At 36.4% G+C, this 22,707-nt stretch carries 20 protein-coding genes; 3 read left to right on the top strand and 17 right to left on the bottom strand.

All coding sequences use genetic code 11. The features are described from left to right. Positions 1-161: 161 nt before the first annotated feature. Positions 162-560, bottom strand: a complete 399-nt coding sequence (locus tag YQ22_RS09340; protein WP_071340981.1) for a carboxypeptidase-like regulatory domain-containing protein — start codon at positions 558-560, stop codon at positions 162-164. A 179-nt stretch (positions 561-739) separates the two neighbouring features. On the opposite strand from YQ22_RS09340, the gene YQ22_RS09345 reads away from it, so the two are divergent. Then, positions 740-2,083: a deoxyguanosinetriphosphate triphosphohydrolase gene (locus YQ22_RS09345; RefSeq protein ID WP_071342552.1), complete on the top strand. Its 1,344-nt coding sequence runs from the start codon at positions 740-742 to the stop codon at positions 2,081-2,083. Here YQ22_RS09345 and YQ22_RS09350 read toward each other — a convergent pair. Both YQ22_RS09350 and YQ22_RS09355 read right to left on the bottom strand, forming a co-directional pair. Beyond that, positions 2,080-3,207 carry a DUF3078 domain-containing protein gene (locus YQ22_RS09350; protein WP_071340982.1) on the bottom strand — a complete coding sequence of 376 codons (1,128 nt, stop codon included), beginning with the start codon at positions 3,205-3,207 and terminating at the stop codon, positions 2,080-2,082. The genes YQ22_RS09345 and YQ22_RS09350 overlap by 4 nt on opposite strands. Then, the gene (locus YQ22_RS09355; protein WP_071340983.1) at positions 3,204-4,970 is read right to left on the bottom strand and encodes a 1-deoxy-D-xylulose-5-phosphate synthase; all 1,767 of its coding nucleotides are present in this window, start codon (positions 4,968-4,970) and stop codon (positions 3,204-3,206) included. Before YQ22_RS09355 ends, YQ22_RS09350 begins: the two co-directional genes overlap by 4 nt. Positions 4,971-5,032: 62 nt before the next feature. Between YQ22_RS09355 and YQ22_RS09360 the strand changes: the two genes are divergently transcribed. Next, positions 5,033-5,476, top strand: a complete 444-nt coding sequence (locus tag YQ22_RS09360) for a nucleoside deaminase (protein WP_058104382.1) — start codon at positions 5,033-5,035, stop codon at positions 5,474-5,476. Positions 5,477-5,547: 71 nt separating this feature from the next. On the opposite strand, the gene YQ22_RS09365 is transcribed toward YQ22_RS09360, so the two are convergent. From YQ22_RS09365 to aspS, 6 genes are all read right to left on the bottom strand, one after another. Continuing rightward, the gene (locus tag YQ22_RS09365; RefSeq protein ID WP_058104381.1) at positions 5,548-5,739 is read right to left on the bottom strand and encodes a cold-shock protein; all 192 of its coding nucleotides are present in this window, start codon (positions 5,737-5,739) and stop codon (positions 5,548-5,550) included. Between the two features lie 70 nt (positions 5,740-5,809). Further along, a complete protein-coding gene (locus tag YQ22_RS09370; protein ID WP_071340984.1) occupies positions 5,810-6,076 on the bottom strand; it encodes a hypothetical protein in 267 nt (88 codons plus the stop codon). Between the two features lie 33 nt (positions 6,077-6,109). Then, positions 6,110-7,894, bottom strand: coding sequence for a chloride channel protein (locus YQ22_RS09375; protein ID WP_071340985.1), 1,785 nt, complete (start codon positions 7,892-7,894; stop codon positions 6,110-6,112). Between the two features lie 35 nt (positions 7,895-7,929). Continuing rightward, positions 7,930-8,757 (bottom strand): tetratricopeptide repeat protein, encoded by an 828-nt coding sequence (locus tag YQ22_RS09380; protein ID WP_071340986.1) that lies wholly within the window; start codon positions 8,755-8,757, stop codon positions 7,930-7,932. Then, complete coding sequence (locus YQ22_RS09385; protein ID WP_071340987.1) at positions 8,729-9,277, bottom strand: hypothetical protein; 549 nt, start codon at positions 9,275-9,277, stop codon at positions 8,729-8,731. The genes YQ22_RS09380 and YQ22_RS09385 overlap by 29 nt, the downstream gene beginning before the upstream one ends. Before the next feature lie 128 nt (positions 9,278-9,405). Then, positions 9,406-11,160 carry an aspartate--tRNA ligase gene (gene aspS, locus YQ22_RS09390; RefSeq protein WP_071340988.1) on the bottom strand — a complete coding sequence of 585 codons (1,755 nt, stop codon included), beginning with the start codon at positions 11,158-11,160 and terminating at the stop codon, positions 9,406-9,408. Between the two features lie 259 nt (positions 11,161-11,419). Here aspS and YQ22_RS09395 point away from each other — a divergent pair, with 259 nt between their 5' ends. Beyond that, positions 11,420-11,767 (top strand): toxin-antitoxin system YwqK family antitoxin, encoded by a 348-nt coding sequence (locus YQ22_RS09395; protein ID WP_071342553.1) that lies wholly within the window; start codon positions 11,420-11,422, stop codon positions 11,765-11,767. Between the two features lie 73 nt (positions 11,768-11,840). Here the strand turns inward: YQ22_RS09395 and YQ22_RS09400 are convergent, their stop codons facing one another. The 8 genes from YQ22_RS09400 to YQ22_RS09435 all read right to left on the bottom strand — a co-directional run bounded on the left by YQ22_RS09400 (position 11,841) and on the right by YQ22_RS09435 (position 22,694). Further along, the gene (locus YQ22_RS09400) at positions 11,841-15,341 is read right to left on the bottom strand and encodes an efflux RND transporter permease subunit (protein WP_071340989.1); all 3,501 of its coding nucleotides are present in this window, start codon (positions 15,339-15,341) and stop codon (positions 11,841-11,843) included. 6 nt (positions 15,342-15,347) lie between these two features. Continuing rightward, complete coding sequence (locus YQ22_RS09405) at positions 15,348-16,514, bottom strand: efflux RND transporter periplasmic adaptor subunit (RefSeq protein WP_071340990.1); 1,167 nt, start codon at positions 16,512-16,514, stop codon at positions 15,348-15,350. Positions 16,515-16,539: 25 nt separating this feature from the next. Next, positions 16,540-17,880, bottom strand: a complete 1,341-nt coding sequence (locus YQ22_RS09410) for a TolC family protein (protein WP_071340991.1) — start codon at positions 17,878-17,880, stop codon at positions 16,540-16,542. Next, the gene (locus YQ22_RS09415) at positions 17,881-18,486 is read right to left on the bottom strand and encodes a TetR/AcrR family transcriptional regulator (protein WP_058104372.1); all 606 of its coding nucleotides are present in this window, start codon (positions 18,484-18,486) and stop codon (positions 17,881-17,883) included. An 84-nt stretch (positions 18,487-18,570) separates the two neighbouring features. Further along, positions 18,571-18,990, bottom strand: coding sequence for a hypothetical protein (locus tag YQ22_RS09420; protein ID WP_071340992.1), 420 nt, complete (start codon positions 18,988-18,990; stop codon positions 18,571-18,573). An 11-nt stretch (positions 18,991-19,001) separates the two neighbouring features. After that, on the bottom strand, positions 19,002-19,526 hold the full coding sequence (locus YQ22_RS09425) for an RNA polymerase sigma factor (RefSeq protein WP_071340993.1): 525 nt from the start codon (positions 19,524-19,526) through the stop codon (positions 19,002-19,004). Positions 19,527-19,648: 122 nt separating this feature from the next. Beyond that, complete coding sequence (locus YQ22_RS09430; RefSeq protein WP_071340994.1) at positions 19,649-21,343, bottom strand: CRTAC1 family protein; 1,695 nt, start codon at positions 21,341-21,343, stop codon at positions 19,649-19,651. Further along, the gene (locus YQ22_RS09435) at positions 21,333-22,694 is read right to left on the bottom strand and encodes a phosphatase PAP2 family protein (protein ID WP_071340995.1); all 1,362 of its coding nucleotides are present in this window, start codon (positions 22,692-22,694) and stop codon (positions 21,333-21,335) included. Before YQ22_RS09435 ends, YQ22_RS09430 begins: the two co-directional genes overlap by 11 nt. Between the last annotated feature and the right edge of the window lie 13 nt (positions 22,695-22,707).

Genomic DNA, 22,707 nt, shown 5'->3' on the forward strand with positions numbered 1-22,707 from the left:
GGTTATGAAGTTAAAATCGTATTTCATGCAATGATGATTAATACTTTCAAAGAAACCAAGTTTTGTTGATGAAAATACTACTTTTCTTTTGAAATAGATTTTTAAAAGCACGTATTGGTCAATTTTTAAAGAATAAAAATCGACTAAAAAATGTGCTAATATTACTTGGTTTTATTTACGGCCAACTCCAATGCGGTTTCCGTCTCGGCAGATGCGGAACTTACTTTAGTAGAAGAAGGCATTGGTAAATTTTTGGCATAAAGTGTTTCTAAAATTGTAGCCTGTTCCCCTTCTTTTACCAAAACCTCTAGTCGCATAGGTTCGTATCCCATGAATTGAACAAGAATATTGTGCTTGCCAGGGGCTATATCATTGAATTCAAAGTTACCTCTAAAGTTGGTTTGTGTAGAAAAAGTGGCATCGTCCAAAGAAACAGAGGCCATTAATAGAGGCTCGTTATAGAACTCACCGTCCAAAATTTTACCTTTAATAGAGCTGGTCTCTTGTGCAAATGACAAGGAAGTTATCACTAGGGCAAATAGAACAAATACTTTTTTCATCGGTTATTTAGATTCTCGCGCAAAGAAAGGCACTCAAGGTTAAGAAAATGTTACCTAAGAATTATGAATACGTATTTTAAAGGTTAAGATTCTAGTATATAATGACTTAGTTGTGTCATAATTCAAAAGCTAAAAAGTAGTAAATGCCGTATCTTGCGGCTTGTAAACAATGGGTTAAAATGAATTGGGAGCAACTACTTTCATTACGCAGACAAGGCGATAAAAATAAACGATTAAGAAATGAACAAGATGAAACTAGGTTAGGGTTCGATGTTGATTATGATCGTATCATCTTTTCATCCGCTTTTAGAAGTCTTCAAGATAAGACCCAAGTTATTCCGTTATCTAAAACTGATTTCGTTCATACAAGACTGACCCATAGTTTAGAAGTATCTGTTGTTGGCAGAAGCTTAGGTAGGTTAGCGGGCAAAAAAATTATAGAGAAACATCCGCATTTAAAAGAAGTACATGGTTACCAATTCAATGATTTTGGAGCTATAGTCGCTGCGGCCGCCTTGGCACATGATATTGGAAATCCTCCTTTTGGCCATAGTGGGGAAAAAGCAATAGGAGAATATTTTAAAACTGGAAACGGACTAAAATTTAAAGAACAGTTTACGCCGGTAGAATACCAAGATATTATTGACTTTGAAGGTAACGCAAACGGATTTAGATTATTGACACAAGATAGGGCAGGAGTGTCCGGGGGTCTACGCTTAAGCTATGCCACTTTAGGGGCATTTATGAAGTACCCTAAAGAATCTTTGCCCAAGAAACCTTCCAAACACATTTGCGATAAGAAATTTGGATTTTTTCAAAGTGAGAAAAACATATTTGATGAGGTTGCCAAAGATTTAGGTTTACCTGCCAGAAGTCTAAACGGTTCCGTTGCTTATGGTAGGCACCCTTTAACCTTTTTGGTAGAAGCCGCAGATGACATTTGTTACACGATAATTGATTTTGAAGACGGTATTAATTTAGGTTTGATTTCTGAAGATTATGCTTTGGAATACCTGATAAAATTGGTTAAGGATACTATAAATACCAAGAAGTATAATTCCTTGGAGTATATGGAAGATAGGCTTAGTTATCTGCGGGCCTTGGCTATAAATACCTTAATTCAAGATGCGGTCTCTATATTCATAGAACATGAAGATAGTATTATGAACGGTACTTTTGAAGTATCCTTATTGGACAAAAGTAAATTTAAGGCCCAAATTGAAGATATCATAAGCTTAAGCGTTCAAAAAATATATCAATCGCAAGAAGTGGTAGAGAAAGAAATTGCCGGCTATACCATCATTTCAGATATTTTAGATGTGTATATTGATGCGCTTATCGGTAGAAAGAACAATACGGCATCTAATTATCACAAACTCATTTTAAGGACCTTACCGGGTTTTTACCAGCAAACAGACGCATCATTATATCAAATTGTTTTAAACACTTGTTGCTACGTGGCTAGTCTTTCTGATAGTGCCGCAGTGCATATGCATAATAAAATAAAAGGCAAGACTCTTTAGAAGCCGTATAATAAACCTACGCCCAGTACTTGCTTAAACTGTATTTTTGGTGTTCCAGGATCAACAATGGTTCCGTTATCATTTTTGACTACGTCAAAAAGAATATCGTCATCATAGATCATTTGGGTGCCTAAGCTTGTACTAATAAATTTGTTCACCTTCATGTTCAGGGTTAATTCCCAATCAACATCAACGTTTCCAAAACTCTTAATATAATCGGTATAGAGGTTCAGCCTACTTTTCAATTCAATATTGTCGGCAATATTATAATTGAAATTATTGGTTATAAGAATACCAATTTCCAATAAGTGATTTTCCCCAGGAGTAATAACGTTGCCGTCAGCATCTAATTCTGCTTCTTCCACACCAAAGGCACCATTATCTGCCAAGTCTTGATCTAAAACAAAAGTTGATTTTTGGGTTAAAGGAGATAGATATAGGTTAAATTTTTCGTCTTTGGTAATATATGATGTACCCGCACCAAATAGTAAGTAACCCGGAGCCATAAATCTTGATATAGGCGTATCTCTATCTGGGTACTTGTAACCGTTGGAAAACTGGGTATTAAAGTTCAATTGTACCGAGTAGAACCACCTGCTGGTATTGTCTTTTTTAAAGCCTAGATTAGAGGTTAATCTTATGACATCTTCGGTTTTTCTTAATTTTTGCCCTTCTTGTGCATTTAAACCGTAGCGTAATTCTAAATTGTTTTCCCATTGAAAGTTACTGAACTTGTATTTTCTGGCAAATTTTAGAAATCCTAGACCACTTATGGCGTTATCACCACCGGCATTCCAATTCACAAAGGCGACTTCACTGATATTGATACCAAAACTATTTTCAGTTTCCCAAAAAGAAGGTACTCTAAAACGTTGAAATCCCTTTTGGAGTGTTTTGGTTTTTTTAAAATCTATATTGGGTATCTGTAGGTTTACATCTTTTCTAGGAGAGTAAATTTTATCTACGGTCCTTCTAATTACAATGGTGTCTACCGCAATACTATCAACGGTTACACTGTCAACAATAATAGGTGCCGGTATAGTATCTTGACCATGAGAAATTTGGATCAACAAAAGAAATGCGGGTAGTAAAAGGTAATAAGGTTTAAAAGCTATTCTTTTCATAGAAACTGTTGTACATATTGTTTTACGGACATCTTATCTATTCCTGCTTCCTTGTAGAGTTTTTCTGTAGCTCCATGGGTGATATAGAAATCAGGAACTCCAAATATCTTAATTATTTTATGGATTCCAATATTATTTGCAAATTCTAACACTGCACTGCCAAATCCGCCAATCGCCGCGCCGTCCTCTAAGGTGATGATATGTTCAAATTTTGAAAGTATTTCTTTTAATAACTTGTTATCCAGAGGCTTTATAAAAGGAAAGTTGTAATGCGCTATAGCATCGGGTTGGTTCAATTCTTCTATCATTTCAGATATCATATTTCCTATAGGTCCGGTGCTTAGAATAGCAATTTTATGTCCTTTCTTTAATACTACAGCTTTACCTATGGGAAGTTTTTTCATAGGTAATTGCCAGTTCAACATTTTTCCCCTACCTCGTGGATATCTAATGGCAATTGGGTGGTCTAACCCTAACTGAGCGGTATACATTATATTTCTTAGCTCTTCTTCGTTCAATGGGGAAAAAATAGCAAGGTTAGGTATGCATCTTAAATAAGAGATATCATAAACACCATGGTGTGTTGGTCCGTCTTCGCCCACTAAACCTGCACGATCCAAACAGAAAATTACAGGTAAATTTTGCAAGGCCACATCATGAATTACCTGGTCATATGCACGTTGTAAAAAGGTAGAATAGATATTGCAGAAAACAACCATGCCATCAGTGGCCATACCTGCAGCCAGGGTAACGGCATGCTGTTCGGCTATACCTACGTCGTAGGCTCTTTCTGGAATTGTGGCCATCATATATTTTAAAGAACTACCTGTTGGCATGGCAGGCGTAATACCCACAATTTTTTCATTTTTTAATGCCAGTTCCACTATGGTCTTTCCAAAAACATCTTGAAATTTTGGAGGTTCAAGAGCGACATTTTTCCTTTGCAACTCTCCCGTTTGCTTGTTGAACTTACCGGGTGCATGGTAGGTTACTTGATTTTCCTCTGCTTTTTGCAGCCCTTTGCCTTTTGTAGTAATAATATGTAAAAGTTTAGGACCATCAACATGCTTTAAAATTTCCAATTCTTTTATTAAGGATGGCAAATCATGACCGTCTACCGGACCGGTATAATGGAAATTAAGGCATTCAAAAATGTTCTCTTCTTTAGCGGATCCTGTTTTTACGTTGGTCAAGTATTTCTTTAATGCACCAACGCTTGGATCGATCCCCATGGCATTATCATTTAAAACAATTAACATATTGGCTTTGGTTTCTCCTGCATGGTTTAACCCCTCAAATGCCATGCCACTTGCAATAGATGCATCGCCAATTACTGCAATATGTTGCCTTTCTGGTTTTCCTTGTAGTTGTGCTGCCAATGCCATTCCCAATAATGCAGAAATAGAAGTTGAGCTGTGTCCTGTACCAAAAGCATCAAACTCACTTTCTTTCATTTTTGGAAATCCACTAATACCTCCAAACTGACGGTTGGTGTCAAAAATATCTTTTCTACCGGTCAGTATTTTATGGCCGTAAGCTTGGTGACCAACATCCCAAATAAGCTTGTCCATAGGGGTGTTGAATACATAGTGTAGTGCAATGGTCAATTCCACAACGCCTAAACTGGCACCTAAATGGCCTTCTTTTACAGAAACTATATCTATAATAAATTCACGTAGCTCAGTAGCCAATTGCCTTAAATTTTCCTGATTTAAAGGTTTTAGGTCTTTCGGTGAATTGATATGTTCTAGTATCGATTTCAAACTGTGGGTATAATGGGACAAAAATACTTTTTTAAAAATGAAACTATCGTATTTTTGACCTTATGGTTTTACCTTACGATGATACTTATTTTATGAAAAGAGCCCTTCAAGAGGCCGAATATGCTCTTGAAGCTGGTGAAGTGCCCGTAGGTGCTGTAATTGTGGTGCAAGATAGAATTATTGCCAGAGCACATAATCTTACCGAAAAATTAAATGATGTTACCGCACATGCGGAAATGCAGGCAATAACATCTGCCGCTAATTTTCTTGGGGGAAAATACTTGAAAGATTGTACTTTATATGTAACCTTAGAGCCATGCCAAATGTGTGCAGGAGCCCTATATTGGAGCCAGATAGGTAGAATAGTTTATGGGGCTAAAGATATAGAACGTGGTTGTGGTGCAATGGGTACCACCTTACACCCCAAAACCAAGATCATAGGTGGTATTTTAGAGGTGGAGTCGGCTAGTTTGTTGCAAGAATTCTTCGCTAAAAAGAGAAAGTAAAACTTAGCTGTAAATTGATAAACCACGCAAAAGCGTGGTTTATTGATGTTTTTGATAAAAAAGAAAATAAATTATAGTACCTGAACTTGTCCGGCAACCGTACCTTTTCTTCCTTCTTCTTCTTCATAGCTCACTCTATCACCTTCTCTAATTTCAGTGCCATGTAATGCGGTGGCATGAACAAAAATATCTTTTCCAGTTTCTTCATTGGTTATAAACCCATAACCTTTAGATTCGTTGTAAAATTTGACGGTACCAATCATTGTATTGAAATTTTAATATTATGATTCTAATTTAATATAATTTTGCGTTGATTGGTAGCGAATTGCCCTATTAATTTTTTGGAGAGTCTTGATTATCAGTGTTTCTAGGCTCTTTTCCTTGCATTTTTCTTACATTTTCATCTGTGAGCATATAATCTTTGAATTTTTTCCCTTTGCTCTCTTTGATTAAGAAGAGTGGCATTGCCAATAAAAACAATCCTAAGGTACCAGAACCTATATATTTATGGGATAAAGCTTCTTGACTGTTATCTAAGGTGAATCCGTAAATAATCAATCCAAAGGAGATTACAACTATAAGGGAAATAAGGTATTTCATTTTATTACTTTTATCTTGAGCGACTGCTATTTTTTATTTGGTAAATCTTATTAATTCTCTTCTGTAGGCGGTCAATAGTTTAGATTTGGATACAAAGCCCATGTATTTTCCATTCTTTACAACGGGTAAATTCCACGCCCCACTATCCTGAAATTTTTGCATTACGATCTGCATGGTATCAATGCCGTAATAAATATGGTCCGGTGCTTTATGCGTAAAGGTTTCTACTTTTGTAGTGTTGTACAGTTTAGTATCGAACATGAACTCCCTAATATCGTCCAATAGGATAATACCTAAAAATTTTTGATGGGCATCAACCACGGGGAATATATTTCGGGTAGATTTTGCAACGGAATCATGTAACATTTCCCCCAATGTCATTTCTGGATGTACCGTTTTAAAATTGGTCTCTATCACGGTGTCTAGGTCCATAAGGGTAAGTACGGCTTGATCTTTGTTATGAGTCAATAGTTCACCACTTTCTGCCAGCTCTCTGGTGTAAATGGTGTAATCTACCGTGTTTTTTGTAATAATGTATGAGATAGATGCAGTAATCATTAACGGAACAAACAAGGCATAACCGCCAGTTATTTCTGCAATAAGGAAAATAGCCGTTAAGGGTGCATGTTGTACACCGGCAATTAAGCCTGCCATGCCTATTAAGGTGAAATTACTTTCTGATACTGAAAAGCCCAAGCCTGAATTGTTGATCAGTTTAGCTACTACATTTCCTAAAGCGCTACCCATGACCATGGTGGGAATGAAAATTCCACCGGCCCCACCGGCCGCTAACGTAGTGGTCATTGCTACAGCTTTAAAAATGGTGATACCGAACAGTAATGCAATAACGATCCAAATATTATCAATGTAAGCGTCAAAAGGGGTTTTTCCCAAGGCATTAATATGGTCTCCTTTTAGCAAGTCGTTTATAAAGGAAAAACCTTCACCATATAACGGAGGTATGAAATAAAGCATAATTCCAATAGCCAAACCGCCTACTAAAAGTCTGTACTTTGGACTCTTTAATGGTTTAAACAAGTTGATAATGCCAAAATACATTTTAGTAAAATAGATCGATGCAATGGCGGTACCAACGCCTAAAATGATGTAGAATAGGGTGTCTTTTACTTGGAACGGTTCATTGATCGAGAAATTGAACAATACTTCATTGCCCATAAAGAAGTAGGAGGTAAGTACGCCACTTATGGATGCCAATAATAATGGTAACATTGATATCATCGTAAGATCTAGGCTAAATACTTCTACCGCAAAAATAATAGCCGCAATGGGCGATTGAAAAATAGATGATATTGCACCGGCCGATGCACAGGCAATTAGTAAGGACCTTGTCTTAGAGTTGATATGAAACAATCGCCCAAGGTTAGAACTTATTGCAGCGCCGGTTGCCACTGCAGGACCTAATAACCCCACCGAACCACCAAAACCAACGGTTAAGGGAGCAATGATCAATTGAGTGTATACTTGTTTAACATCTATATGACCTTTGTTTTTTGATAAGGAGAAAAGAATGGAAGAAACCGCATGTTTCAACTTCTCTTTGTGGACATATTTTACGTAGAGAAACACCAAGGTTAAACCTACGATTGGTAAAATGAAATATAATTGATTGCTAGAGAAAATAATTCCTTTCTCTAGAGATGCCTCAATAAAATAAGTGATGTTCTTAAGGGTAACCGATGCTAAACCGGCCAATAAGCCAACAACAACACTTAAAATGTAAATAAAGGTCTTTTGTGAGATGTTCTTATATCTCCACTTATAAATACGCCTTAAGAAATTGTTTGTTCGTATGGGCATTGTATAACCATATCGTTAGTAGCCATCAAAGGTATTTAATTACTTGCTATGATTTTTGATTTAAGTTCTTCTAAATCTAATAAGTAAATTTGACGAAGTGTTTCAACATATGCTCTATTGTTATAATAGCCGTTGTTAAAATCTACAATGGCATCTTCGATCATGTTTAGAGCTGCCTTTTTATGGCCTTCATTTAATAATAGTTTTGCTTTATAATACTTGGCATCTGCAGAGTTGGTGAAGTATTGTATGACTTTGTCAAAATTCTCATTTGCTTTTTCTTTGTTATCGGATTCGTAATAGGCTATGCCTCTATAAAGAAACGCTTCTAATTCTACCCAATCTTCACCGGAATCTTCAGTTTCTCTGGTAATATGTTTATCCCAATAAGCAATAGAATTATCAAAGTCTTTTGCCCCTAAGTAAGCAATACCACGCCAAAAATCTACACTATGCCCTTGTGGATAATCTAAATATGGGGTTATCGTATCTGATGCATTAAAATCTGCGATAGCCTTTTCATAATCTCTATAAAACCATAAGTAGAGGTAACCTCGCCATGGAATTCGTTGTTCAGGATTTAATACTACCGCTTTGTTATATTGTGGAAGCCATTCATTGGGTAGACCTCGTTTTAAATCGGCTACAGAAAGTTCATAAACCCCAGGTTCAAAGGTTGGGTCTATTGAAACAGCTTCAGCAATACCATTTTGAAAAGCAACTGAGCCTTGCATATAGAAAGTAGCATCTTTAAACCTTTCTTCGGCTAGGGTTCTTGGTTCTTTTGCGTTGTCACTCTTTCCACAGGAAATAAATAACAAGAACGTAAAACTACTAAGGAATAATTTCGACCACTTTTCCATTTTCTATTCGGTATGAAACGTACATGTAATAATTACTAGAATCTTCTTGAAATTCAAGAGCATTCCAGTTTTGGGGCATTGCAGTAAAATTTAAAAGAGAATCTACCATTTTTGTATTTAATTCTTCTTCCTCTAAATCTATATTCATTTGAATGATTTCAAACCAACCTGGATTTCCTTCGCAATTCACTAAAAAACGAAAATTTAAATACCCTGAATCATCAAAAGTATCTCCTAGGTAATATTTTGCCAAGTTTTTTCTGAACTGACTTTTGGTATTTGCGTAAGCATTTAAACCCGCTCCACTATACGTATGATAAATATTGCCATCATCACATAAAGAATAGACATCATTTAGTAATGCTTTCTCCTGATCAATATACCCTATATAGTTTTTATAAGGTTTGTCGGTGGTATCATAAGCTTTTTCGAACTTGTAGTAAAAATACCCAGCAAAAACACTTAATATGAGCAGAATGCCCAATATACTAAACAATAAAATTTTTATCCATTTTTTCACAAAGTGAATTTAACAAAAAATACCTTACATGGATATTACTTCTTTTATTGTAAAAATTGAAGCCAGTGAAGAACAAAAAATCCTGCACTTGGGCAGGATTTTTAATTATGTTGGGAAATCAAGAACGGTTATTCTTGAATATCTAACTTTAAGTTCAATTCTTTTAATTGTTCGTTGTCAATTGGGGCAGGGGCATCAATCATAACATCTCTACCGCTATTGTTTTTAGGGAATGCAATAAAATCACGTATGGTCTCCTGTCCGCCTAAAATAGCTACGAGTCTATCTAAACCAAATGCCAATCCGCCATGAGGTGGTGCTCCGTACTGAAAGGCATCCATCAAGAAACCAAATTGTGCTTTTGCCTCCTTGGGAGTAAAACCTAAGTGCTTGAACATGGTTGCCTGTGTTTCTTTATCATGAATACGAATAGAACCACCGCCTATTTCATTACCATTCAATACTAAATCATAAGCATTGGCGCGAACAGCACCTGGATTGGTGTCCAATAATTCTAATTGACCTGGTTTTGGAGATGTGAACGGGTGGTGCATGGCGTGGTAGTGACCCGTTTCTTCATCAAGTTCCAATAATGGGAAATCAACTACCCATAATGGAGCAAACTCGTTTGGCTTTCTCAACCCTAATCTGGTTGCCATTTCCATACGTAGCGCACTTAACTGTGTTCTTGTTTTATTGGCGTCGCCGGAAAGAACGCAAATAAGGTCTCCTGGTTTAGCACCGGTTACCGATGCCCATTTTGCCAAATCGTCTTGTTCGTAAAATTTATCTACGGTAGATTTAAAGCTTCCGTCTTCATTACATTTTACGTACACCATTCCATTAGCACCAACTTGTGGGCGCTTTACCCAATTTACCAAGGCATCTAATTCTTTTCTAGTGTAAGATGCTGCACCTGGTACCGCAATACCCACAACCAATTCAGCGGAATTGAATACACCAAATTCTTTATGTTGTGCTACAGTATTTAATTCCCCGAACTCCATTCCAAAACGAATATCTGGCTTGTCGTTCCCATATTTAGACATGGCTTCATCATAGGTCATTCTTGGGAAAGAGTCTATTTCTACACCATTAACTTCTTTTAAAAGGTATTTGGTTAAGTTCTCAAATACATTAAGAATATCTTCTTGCTCTACAAATGCCATTTCGCAATCTATCTGTGTAAACTCTGGCTGTCTGTCTGCACGTAAATCTTCATCCCTAAAACACTTTACAATTTGAAAGTATTTATCTAAACCACCAACCATCAATAATTGTTTAAAGGTTTGCGGCGATTGTGGCAATGCATAGAACTGCCCTTCGTTCATACGGCTAGGTACAACAAAATCTCTTGCACCTTCTGGAGTGGATTTTATTAAATACGGAGTTTCCACTTCTATAAAGCCTTCGCCAGATAAAAACTTTCGAACTTCCATAGTTACCTTACTTCTAAAAATAAGGTTGTTTTGTACCGGTTTTCTACGGATGTCCAAATACCTGTACTTCATTCGCAGGTCTTCGCCACCATCAGTTTCGTTCTCAATAGTGAATGGCGGAGTCTTAGATTCGTTTAAAATGGTCAATTCAGAAACTAAAACTTCTATATTCCCTGTTGGAATGTTTGCATTTTTTGATGCTCTTTCAATAACCTCACCTTTTATTTGAATAACAAACTCTCTACCTAAGTTTCTTGCTTGCTCCAATAATTCTTTAGAAGTACGATCTTCATCAAGCACTAATTGTGTTATACCATAGCGATCACGAATATCTACCCAAACAACAAAACCTTTATCTCTTGTTTTGGAAACCCACCCAGAAAGGGTAACTGTGGTACCAATATGTGATTCTCTTAATTCCCCGCAGGAATGGCTTCTATACATAATACTTGCTTTAATGAAAGGGCAAATTTAAGAAGTCTATTTCATAGTAGGTCTATATTAAATGCAGGTTTTACTCGATGACCGGTTTTACGAAACAACCTTTGTGAACAAGGTTAACGTATTGATAAATAGTATTTTATGTCTTCAATGTTAATTTAATGTTATGTAAAAGTTACCTAAACATTGATTAATTGCAAAATAATTGTATCTTTATACCGTTATCATACAAGAAATCAGTAATCAAAAAAAATATATAATTATGAAAAAGATACTAATTATTGCCGTAATGGCATTGTCGTTTGGAGCATACGCTCAAATTGATCCAGTTTTTGAAAAAGATGGAGATAAAGTAAAAGCTACATACTTTCATGCTAATGGAGAGAAATCCCAAGAAGGTTATTTTGTAAATGAAAAGCTAGATGGGCAATGGAAAATGTTCAATGAAAAGGGAGAGAAGATAGCCATGGGTAACTATGATAGCGGTGTTAGAACCGGTAAGTGGTTGTTTTGGGAAGGTGATGTAAGAAGTGAAGTTAATTTTGACAACAATAGAATTGCAAGTGTTTCTAAAGCAAGCAAAAAAGATCCTGTTGTAAGCAACAAGTAAATCAACTAATTCAAATATAAAAGCCCGTATTCAAATGAATACGGGCTTTTTTTATATCAATTTTTAGAGATGCTTAAGCAGCACTTTCCAATTGCTCATTGTTATCTGTACTGTTACTTCCCCAGTTTCTAAATTTTATTTTTATACGGTATACAATATTGAATAATACCGGTACTATAATTAAGGTTAAGAAAGTGGCAACTAATAAACCAAAGATAACCGTCCACGCTAATGGCCCCCAGAATATTACGTTGTCTCCACCCATATAGATCTTAGGGTTAAATTCTGAGAACAGTGAAAAGAAATCTATATTTAGTCCTATTGCCAAAGGGATCAGACCAAGCACTGTTGTAATTGCCGTAAGAATTACAGGTCTTAATCTTGCCTTACCACCAACGATCATAGAATCTGTAGCATCTTCAATAGTCAATAGGTCGCTGTCGTCCATATCTAATCTAATCTTTTTACGGTCTATCAGTATCTGTGTGTAATCTAGGAGTACCACTCCATTGTTCACAACAATACCTGCCAGTGAGATAATACCCATCATGGTCATCATAATAACAAAAGACCATCCGGTGATCATTAACCCTCCAAATACACCAATAAAACTCAAGAAAATGGCGATCATAATGATCAATGGCTTTGAAATACCACCAAACTGGAATATTAAAATAAGCATGATCAATCCTAATCCAGAGAAAAAGGCACCTACTAAGAAGGCTTGTTGTTTTGCTTGTTCTTCCAGTTGACCGGTGTAATCTATTTTAACGGTTGACGGAGTACCATCAAAACTTTCCATTTCTCTTTGTATTTCCGCTACAATAGCACCAGCATCTGTAAAGCCAGGTTTTAATCCAGAGTAAATGGTTACTACACGTTTACCATCACGATGTTTAATGGCACTAAAGCCCGAGGTATTTTTCTCTTTGGCTACGGCAGAAATTGGTATTTCTTTGATTTGACCGTTAGATGGGTCTCTAAAAATGATGTTTTGATTGAATAATGCACTTTTATTATATCTAAGATCTTCGTTGAATCTAACGTTGATGTCATAATCTTCGCCATCTTCTTTATATACGCCTGCTTTTTCACCAAAAATGGAACGTCTTAATTGATTACCTACCTGACCAACGGCCACACCAAGTTCACCGGCTTTTTCACGATCAACTATTACTTGCATGGCAGGTTTGCCCTTGTTCACATCAATTTTTAACTCTTCTATACCTGCAATATTTTTGGTGTTGATGAAGTTTTTAATGTCTTCGGCAGTATTAATGAGTTCATTATAATCGCTACCCTCGAGCTCAATGTTAATAGGGAAACCAGCTGGCGGACCATTGGCATCTTTTTCTACGGAAATGGCAACACCAGGGTAAATACCTTGCAATGCAGCTTGTACACGAGCTCTGATGTCTTCTGTGTTCAGACCTTCCCTATATTTGTACTCACTAAAGTTTACGGTTACTTTACCCTTATGTGGCATTTCTGCCGAAGAACCACCATCTGTTAATGGGTTACCGGCACCTTCACCAACTACCGATACCGCTGAGGCCATCATAAAGTTTTCCCCATTCTTTTTGTACTTAGGGTCATCCATTATGGCGTATACTTGATCTTCTACCTCTTTGGTGATTTCATTGGTTTTTTCAATAGAGGTTCCTTCAGGATACTCTACATACACATAGATTTCATTCGGTTTGTTGTCCGGAAAAAACTCAATTTTAGTACGTCCACTACCAACCGACATGCCAAATAACATAAATACACCGATCAACATAAAAAAGGTAATACCAAAATACCAGTATACATTACTACCTCTAAGGGCGTGCTTTAGACGTTTTTCATACCAATTTTCAAAACGAACCATAGTTTTACGCTGAAATTGTATGGCCGCACCTTTAATTACATATTTATATACCCAGAACATGATACCGGTTAAGATCAATACAGATCCTAAGCCTCTCATAGCACCACCAAATATTAAGATCAAAGCTCCCAATACCCCCAAAATAATACTCATACGAATAAGCTGCTTTAGGGTCAGTTCTTTTTCATCGGTACTCATAAATTTAGAAACCAACATAGAGTTCATGAAAATGGCCACGAACAAGGAGGATCCCAATACAACAGAAAGTGTGATAGGGAAATAAATCATAAACTGCCCAAAAATACCTGGCCATAATCCTAACGGTACAAATGCCGCTACTGTTGTTGCGGTAGAAATGATAATGGGGTAGGCTATTTCACCAATACCCTTTTTAGCAGCTTCGGTTCTAGAAAGACCTTCGTCCATTAATCGGTAAACGTTTTCTACCACTACAATACCGTTATCTACCAGCATACCAAGCCCCATGATCATACCAAATAAGATCATGGTATTTAGCGTATAACCAAGCCATGACAATATTACGAAAGACATGAACATTGACATAGGTATGGCAAAACCAACGAATAGGGCATTTCTAAATCCTAAGAAGAACATTAAAACGGTTACAACTAAAATGATTCCGAATATGATGTTGTTCACTAAATCGTCTACCTGGTTCAAAGTTCTAGTAGAAGAATCATTGGCAATAGAAATATTAAGATCTGGCGGAAAATAATCAGCTTCTTCCTTCTTGACCAATTCTTTGATTTTGTCTGCGGCAGATATCGCATTTCTACCAGCTCTCTTCTTTACATCGAGCATGACTACATTCTTACCAAACTCACGGGCGTAGGTGGTTTTATCCTTAGCATGAAAATTAACGGATGCAATATCCTTAAGGTACACGGCGCCATTCTCAGACTTGACCACAAAATTGTTCAATTCTTTTGGATCTTCTACTTCGCCTAAAATACGAATGGTACGTCTTTGACCAACTGTTTTCAGGTTACCAGCCGACATTGTCATATTACCATTGCTAATGGCATTGATAACATCTTGAAAACTAATTTTAGCGGCCATCATCTTATATATGTCCACGCCAATTTCTACTTCTAGATCTTGGGCACCACGAATATCGGCCTGTTTAATTTCTGGTAGGTCTTCAACTTCATCTTGCAGATACTCTGCAAATTCCTTCAGTTTTTCTACAGGATAATCTCCCGTAAAATTGATGTTCATGATGGGAACTTCTTCAGAGAAATTTAAGTCGAAAACATTTGGTTCTACCTTAGCTCCGTTGAATGTTGGCCAGTCTTCACTAGCCTTTTCACTATCAACTTCGTCCTTAACCTTTTGTTTGGCTTGTTCTACGGTTATGTCCTCATCGAATTCTACGGTTAAAATTGCGTAATCTTCTTGAGAGGTTGATGTGATCTCTACTACATTACTTACGTTCTTTAATCTATCTTCTAAAGGGTCTGTAATCAGTTTTTCAATATCCTCGGCAGTGTTGCCAGGGTAGGGTGTACTGATATAAATTTTGGTTTCTATGATTTCAGGAAAGTCTTCTCTGGGCATAGCCATATAAGCACTGAAACCTAACCAAAGAAAAATGGCGATCATGACATAAATAACCGAGGGGTTATCTATGGACCATGATGAAAGACCGAATTCCTTATCGGCGTTCTTTTTTACTTTACTCATCGATCTTTATTTTTTAATTTTAACTTTTTGACCATCCTTGACGCTTCTTGCTCCTTCTTTGATAATATGGTCTCCGTCGTTTAATCCTGTTAAGACCTCTATAGCTGCACCTTGGGTTTTACCTGTGGTGATTATGGTTCTTTTTACGATTGATTCTCCATCTGCATTTGGTTCATCTGCTACAAATACATACTGTTCTCCATCGGCATTTTCAGAGATTATACTTGTTGGTATCAAAATTGCATCTTCGCTGGTGTAATCATTAATGTTCACTTTTGCCGAAAGATTAGGTTTAATTTTACCTTCTTTGTTCGGTACCGGTATTTCAGCTTCAAAAGAACGGTTAGACGGATTGATGAAATTACCCGTTTCCCTGATCTTAGTAACAACGCTATCACCTAGTATAGGAAAATAGACCAAAGCTTCCTTTCCTTTTGTAACATTGCCTAAATAGGCTTCCGGCACTTCTACTTCAATATACATATCAGACAAGTTAACTATGCGAAATACTTCAGATCCCTGTCCTGGTGCAACCACAGTACCTTGGTCTTTAATTACATTGTCTATGATTCCTGAAAATGGAGCTTTGATCGTAGACTTGCCTAACTGGCTTTGCGCTTGTGATACCATGTTTTCGGCCGCTTCATAATTCGTTTTTGCCTGTAGGTACTGAATTTCCGATCCAATATTCTGATTCCAAAGACGTTCTTGACGTTCAAAAGTAGTTTTGGCTAAAGATGCCTGTGTCTTTAATTGGTTTAATTGACTTGACATTCCGCCATCATCTATGGTCGCAAGAACTTGTCCCTTGCTTACACGGTCCCCTTCTTTAACGTATACCCTTTGTAAGGTACCTGCCATTTCTGGGTAGATCAGTACATTCTGTTTGGTACTTACATCTCCTTGCAATTCCAGATAGTGATTAAATATTTCCTTTTTGGCTGTTAATGTATTTACTAAAGGTAACTTCTCTTCATTGCCCAAAATGGCAATTGCAGAGTCCAAAGATTTTAGTTGGGCATCTATCAGTTTTTGCTGGGTAGTTATTTCATTTTTTTTGGCTCTTATGGCCTCAAGATTTTGTCCCGAAAGAATTTCAGCTACCGATTGATCTTCACCACCACATGAGTAAAGGCTTATGACGGCTATTAATAAAATAGGTAATTTCTTCATGATCGTTTTTTTTATGATTGATTATTTAGGATTTTGTATTTAGTATAATTTCTAGATCCGTTTTTTTATTGATAACCTCAACCATTGACTGTAAAAACTCTTGTTGAGTGGTATATAGTTGGGTTTGTGCTTGGCGCAACTCAAAACTGGTAGCCAATCCTTCTTTGTATTTAATTTGATTTTTGTTTTCTATACGCTCAGAAAGTAAAAGGTTTTGTTTTGCCGTTTCATAATTGTTAATGGCCAACGTATAGTCGTTCTTGGCGTTCTCTAACTGTAATCTAATTTGTTGTTCTGCTTCCGTTAATTGTGTTTTTGCCTTTTCTAACGCAATTTTTGCACGTTGTGTACTGGCACTACGCTTTAAAGAACTGAATATTGGTATGTTTAGATCAAAGCCAAATATGGAAGAATCAAACCATTCTGGGTCTCCACTAAAGAAATCAAAACTTTCTGAATAGGAAGAACTACCATAGTTTACAAAAGCGTTTAAAGTGGGTAGGGCTCTACTTCTAGACAATTTCCATTCGTAATAACGTTGCTCGTTTAAGTTTTCGGCAAGTTTATAATCTACATTGTCGCTGATATTAAAAGCTGTACTTAGTATGCTAAGATCCATTTTAGAAACGGTAAGGTCTTCTAGATTTTCTTGTAATTGCGTTGGTGCATTTAAGTCTAAACCTAAACTAACATTGAGCATTTGTAAGGTAATCTCTTTTAGTCTAAGTGCATTCTGTAATCGATTTTCAATAGAAGATAACGTAATCTGCAATTGATCAACACTTTCCTCATCTCCTAACCCGTTTTCGTACAATTTGGTTGTTTCGTAAAGGTTTTTTTCAAGGTTCGCCTTATTCTTTTCTAAAATCTTTACCGATTCTTCTGCCAATAAAACGTTGCCGTAGGCTTCAACTACTTGTTTTCTAACATCTAGCTCTGTTTTTTCTTTATTATTGGCACTATAGCTCAAAAAGGCTTTTGTTGCCTGAACACCAACAATGTATGACCCATCAAAAATTTGTTGGGTTAAGGTTGCCGTAGCAGTCAAAGATTGGGGTTGGGAAAATACTACCGGAATAAACTCACCTGCCGCACCCCCAACAAGCTCTGCTGGCAAAAGGGTAACGGGTTGTTTTAACTGGTTTTGATACCCAACTGATCCGTTTATTTGAGGTAAGCCACCCGCAATAGTTTCCCATTTTTGCTTTTGGGCATCTATGATGTCCCTATTGGCGTTTATAGCGGCGTAGTTGTTTTCTAAAGCAAATTGAATTGCCTCATCTAAGGTAAAAGAATACGTCTGTTCTTGTGATAGACCTAAGTTTAGACTTAGAACAGTGATTAAGATTACTAATTGATTTCGCATTTATTCTTGATTTGAATTGATGATGTTATTTAATATGGTTTTCCCTTTAGGAGTAACTATACCTCGTATATGATATTCCAAAAATGAATCCATAAGTTCAGATATAGGAAAAAGGTCTAAAGGAAAAATATTCTGATCTTTAATGGTGTTCATTCCGCTAAAATATATTCGAGCTACAAATTCAGGATTTACATTATCTCTAAAAAGCCCTTGAGCTAACCCTCTTTCTACATTTAAAAGCACACACTTATGCATTTTTTCAAATTGCATAAGTTTTAGCGATTTATGGATTTTAGGGTAGTATTTCATTAATTGGTATTGAGGAGAGCTTTTTTCGTTGTTCAAATGGGACATTACAAATCTTTTGATCTCATATAATTCTTCAATAGCATTCTTTTCCATAGCTATTATTAGATCTATACCCTCACTTAAAACACAAAACTTAGCCATAACGCAATCTTCAACAAGCGAAGTCTTATTTTCATATTCGCTGTAGATTGTTTTTTTGGACATGCCTATTTCATTGGCAATATCATCCATTGTTATACTTTTAAAACCGCGTTCCAAGAATAGCTGTGATGCCGTATTCCGTATTTTTTCTTTCATAACGAATGCAAATATACATCAGGAAACTTTAGAAACTGTAAAAGTTTCCAAAGTTTTACAATTTGTTAATGTCGTTTAGAAACTTCATCCGTTGTTTATAGATTCATTATGTGCCACGTATTCTTTATAAGCTTGTTCGCCTTCATTCTTCCAGAATTCATCATAGTGTTTCCACTTGGAAAAATCTGTTCTCATAGGTTTGCATGGATCAAATTTTGAAAATCTCTTGTGTTTATCCTTTTTCTTTTTTTTGTTGTTAGGACCATCACCACCACCAAAACCAAAGATTATTTTAGATAATAGTAGTATGCCAAGAGCTTTCCAGTAGTCTATTTGAGGTAATCCAAAAATATCTGGCATAAGCCAATTCCATAAACGCATAACAATGTAGCCTACTAAAAAGACTATAATGATCCCTAGTAAAATATACATGAGAATTTTGAACGCTTTATAAACATAATATTGAGCTGATTTTTCCATGGTTTTTTCCAAATTAGATTTCATAATGCTATTTTTTAATGTTCTATTTTTTTAAGAAGTATTGAAAGTGCCCTATGTCTTCTGGACATTAGTGTGCCTTGAGGTATACCGGTTTCCATTGAAATTTCTTTGTAGCTGTAATTTTCAAAATCAACTGCAACTATGATATCCCTATAGACAGGCTTTAATTCCTCTATGGCAATCTTTAGTTTTTCTTGTATTAGTGCAGGGTATTCATTTGAAGATTGATCATAGAACAAATAGGTAAAATCTGTCCAGAGTTGTTCTAGTTGCTCTTGGTCATCAAACCGTGTTCTTTTGGTACGTAATATATCTGTAATCTTATTTTTGACGGCATTATACACATAACCACCAATGTTATGTATTGGTAAGGCGTCTATAGGTCTAGAGAAAATACGTAAAGCAACATCTTGTATAATATCTTCGGCATCACTTTCTGATGTTTGTTTAATTTTAGATTGAATGTAGCGCTTGATCGAGCTATATTCTTCTTCAAAAAAACTATTCAGGTTTGTGTTATCTTTTTGGTCAGATGCCATCCAAGAGCTTTTTCAATTGGTCTTCACTTATAAAGACGCAGAATTTGAAACCTATTGCATTTTTAAGGAATTTTTTTAAAAATTAATTTTGTAAAATGTGTAAAGATAATATAATCAGCTGTTTAACTTCTCTTGTTGCGGTATAGATATAGGACTGTAATTATTAAAAATAGAGCACCAATGAAGTACCAAAAATTGAATAAGGGCTTTTTGGGTTGGGCTGTTTCTACAATTTCTAATAATTGATTGGCTTTAATATTGGTAATAATTTGAGTGTTGCCACCAGACCAGTTTACTATGACGGAATCTATTTTGGTGGTTGTACCCAGGCCAACATGTGCAATGACCGAGTTTTGAGAAATATGACTAGACCCACCGCCATCTATTTCCCTAATGAATTTTTTACCGTTCGCAATTACCGTTACCCTAGAACCAATACCATTGCTTTCTGCTTGTACGCCCTTTAAAGCTATTTTTAACCAATTTCCTCTTGCAGTGTCGTTTCTAAATAAGCGGGTGGTTGACGCAATAGGATAGTTTAGAATAGGTTTTTGATTTACGACCAGTAAATCCATGTCTCCATCATTGTCCATATCAAAAATTACCGAACCTCTACCAATACCATAATCGTTAATAGCAAGTTCACGTCCCTTTTCGGTATACGTATTGGCATTGTTCTCAAAATAGAAATTGCCCATTGGGGTGCAGTTGGGGTTTAAATCACCATTGGAAACAAAAAGGTCTAAATCTTCGTCATGATCAAAATCGGCAAAATTGGCGCCCCAGCTTATGGCTAAATTGTAGGTGCCCAATTCTTTAGCCTTATCTACAAACGGATTACCATTGCCTTGGTTTTCCATAAGCATATTGAATTTAATGTTGGTAACATAATAGTCCATCCATCCATCCCCATTATAATCACCAACAGCCGCTCCCATAGCGTTGATCTTTAAATCCATTTCGGTTTGCTTACTTACGTCCTCAAAGCGATCATTAGGATATTCATTTTGGTACAGGAAGTTGGGCACTGCTTTGTAACCAAAATCTTGGTTCACCAATAAGTCTTGGTCTTGGTCATTGTCGAAGTCGGTGAAAACACCACCAAACCCAAAACCTTTATGGCCTAAGCCATAGTCATCATACACATTTTTAAAGCTTTTACCTAGATTGTTTTTTAGTAAATAACTTCTTGCGGTTTGGTTTGCACTAACTATAGTTGCGTCTTTTATAATACCTAGTTTTCCGGTAAATTCTTGGAAGTAATTGCCAACAAAAAGATCTGGGTATCCGTCGGCATCTATGTCTCCAAAACTTGGACCTGTACTAAAAGAGTTGAATTCTTCTAAACCATATGCTTTTGTAATGTCGGTAAACGTGGCATTTCCATTATTTAGAAACAATAGATTTTTTGCCCTAGGTATTACATTTTTACCATCTGTAGTTGTGATTGTTGTAATGAACAAATCTCTAAACCCATCTTTATTGATGTCTGCACTGACCACACCTTGGGTAACATACTCATTGGTAACCTCTAGACCAGAGCCTTTAAAAACGTCTTCAAACGTACCATTTCCTTTATTTAGATATAATCTGTCCGCTTGTATACCACTAGTGATATAAAGATCTTCAAAGCCATCGTTATTAAAGTCGAAAACGGTTACACCGCCACCAAATGTTCCTTCATATACTTCGTATTGGTGTTCAATACCTGCATGCTCTGTAACATCAACAAAAGTTTCTTGTGCGTTAATTAGGCATCCGCAGAAAAAAAGTACTGCCAAAAAATATGTGGGCGTTATAGTGGTGTTATTTTTCATTTATATTCTTCCATTGAAGGGTGTAAACATTTTTTGCGATTTCCACTCCTTTTTCTAATCCTACCTCGTTGTCAAGTTGAGTATGTATACCGCCGTAAAATCTAGAATCTGCAGTTTCTTGTGCAGCTTCCCAAAAGGTGTCAAAAGAACGAACGACAAAATCGGTTTCTTTTAACTCATCTCGTTCTCTTCCTTCGTGTGCCATATCGGTAAAAGTGAATTCCTTGCCAAAATTATGTTCTAATATGGTTGCGGCAGCGGCGGCTTGTATTGCATGTCCAGATGGAAATGAAGGAAATGGCGGGTCTGGCCAAAAAGATTCCCATTCTTCATCAATGTACTTTGGGATAAAGGTATTAGGTCTTTCCGTAAAGAAAAGATATTTCCATTTCCAACAATTAATAAAAGCGTCTGCCACGGCCATGCCTACTTGGGCATACACTTGGGTGCTTTCTATAAGTGAAAGATCATGCCCATCTACTGCCAACGTAGCAAAATAGTACGAGTGACCAGGCGGTGTAAAGCTAACGTCAGGGTCATCTCCCCACCAAATGGCAGCTTCCTTTTCTAATTGGGTCAATTCTAAATCTTTTAGATAAACATTTTCAAATTGTTGGTAGTAGGCAGACCCTGGAAGTGTGTCATAAGGTATCATTTGTGGATCCTCAATTGTTTTATTGATAGGAGCAAAGGTTCTATTTTCGCCCCAATGTGGGTGTAATGGATGATGGCTAAAAGACTGTGCGAACAATGGTGGTTTCCATGCTCCCGGTCTGTCTGGATGAACCATAGATTTGTCAAAATTGTATAAGTATCCTCTATGACCTCCATCTGTTTTACTCCATTCAAAAATTACTTTTGCAACAGATTTACCATATTCTATAGAGCGCTTCACCGTTTCTGGAGCAACACTTGTTTTAAATTGATCGTAAACAACCTGTTCAAGGGAATCTATTTTTTGGATATTTTCATCTGATGTTTGAACATAAATATTCTTCAATATTTCTGACTGACCTGCATTAAGAGATAGTATCCAATTATATTCTTTGTCCGTATCTATTGTTGGTAACATGGTTAGACCAGTAACCTGATTGTTCATTGTACTATATTCTTTATAACCTGGTACTATAGATTCATACATGGTTAAACCGGTGTAACCAAATGCTCTTGAGGCAAATGTAGGGGAGTTAGATGGGGTATATTGGGTAATGTACAAAGTCATGTTGGCCCAATCCCTAGCAACATCTTTTTCACTCATATTTGGTTGTTCTTCTGTAGAACAAGCTGTAATCATTAAAAGTAGTGATAGTAAGAGCGTACTGCCAAGTATGTTTTTATTATAAATGGTCATTGTTATTTATAAA

Origin of the sequence: Maribacter sp. 1_2014MBL_MicDiv (assembly GCF_001865655.1) — a bacterium.
Classification (GTDB): Bacteria; Bacteroidota; Bacteroidia; order Flavobacteriales; family Flavobacteriaceae; genus Maribacter; species Maribacter dokdonensis.